At 75.8% G+C, this 1,236-nt stretch carries 1 protein-coding gene; it reads right to left on the reverse strand.

The annotated features are described in order from the left end of the window. Positions 1-518: 518 nt before the first annotated feature. A partial coding sequence (locus AB0F10_RS45745) for a hypothetical protein (RefSeq protein WP_360640918.1) occupies positions 519-1,236 on the reverse strand: 718 nt, incomplete at its 5' end.

Genomic DNA, 1,236 nt, shown 5'->3' on the forward strand with positions numbered 1-1,236 from the left:
GCCGCCGCGGCGCTGACCGCCCGCCGCCGCGCCGCCGCCCTGCGCCGGCTCGAGGCCGGCGGGCGCGCCCTGCCGGCGGCCTATCTGCCCGGCCGGCCGACCTGGATCGCCGACCGGATCCGGCTCACCGACGACCGGATCTTCGCCCAGTACGGCCTGCGCCTCGGCCTCGTCTGGCCCCGGCTCTGGCTGCTGCTGGAGGCCGACGCCCGCAACCAGGTGACCAGGGCGCGGGACCGGTTCGAGCAGGCCGGGGTCCTCGCCGGCTGGGCCGTGCTCTATCTGGTGCCGGCGCCGTGGTGGTGGCCGGCGCTGCCGATCAGCCTCGGCCTCGGCGTTCTCGCCTGGTGGCGGGCGCGGTCCGCGGCGGCCCTGTTCGCCGACATCGTGGAGGCGACGGTGGATCTGCACCACCGGCGGCTCGCCGCCGAACTCGGCTTCCCCGTCGAGGCGGGCCGGGTGCTGGACGCCGCAACCGCCGACGCGATCAACGACCAGTTGCACAAGGGCGGCAGCGGCTACCGGCAGGCGACCTCGACCGGCGCCCCGATCGAGCCGACGCCGTACCCGTCGTCGTCCTCGGTCAGCGACAGCCGGGAACGCCAGCAGCCGGACGACCCCGCGGCCGTCGGTTCGAACACGACGTTGGCCTGAGGCTTCCCGTTCGGGCCGGTGCGCACGCCGACGATGGTCACGGTCCCGAACGGGCCCTTCGCGGCCAGCTTGGCGACCCGGCCGCGCTGGGTGGCCCCGGGTGTCGATCCGGGGCGGGTGACCAGGGCGTCGCTTCCGCCGCCGCTGCTCAGGCCGCAGGTGAGATCGCCGGTGGCCTCGACGGCCGCCTTCACCCGCGGACTCTGCTTGTTGATCCCCGGTCCGACCTCGATGTGGGTGAGGAAGCACAACGGTATGCGGGGCGTCAGGGACGCCAGGGGGTACGGGGTCAACAGGTCGAGATTCGACAGGGCGACGCCCGGAATGCCGAGGATCCCGGTGGACCGTGCCGGAAACGGGTAGGCGGGCGGCGCGAACGTGATGCGCTGGCCGGCCACCGGACCGCCGGGGTCGTCCGCGCCGGTGACGCCGCCGATGATCACCGCACCCAGCACCGCGGCGATCCCGGCGAACACCTGCCAGGGTCTGACCACCGGCCGGGCCCGGACCCGGACTCCCGCCGCGGCCGGCACCGAGCGGCGCGGCGGCACCGGCACCGGCTCCGGCACCGGTCGCGGTCGC

The sequence above is a fragment of the Actinoplanes sp. NPDC026623 genome (assembly GCF_040638275.1).
Taxonomy (GTDB): domain Bacteria; phylum Actinomycetota; class Actinomycetes; order Mycobacteriales; family Micromonosporaceae; genus Actinoplanes.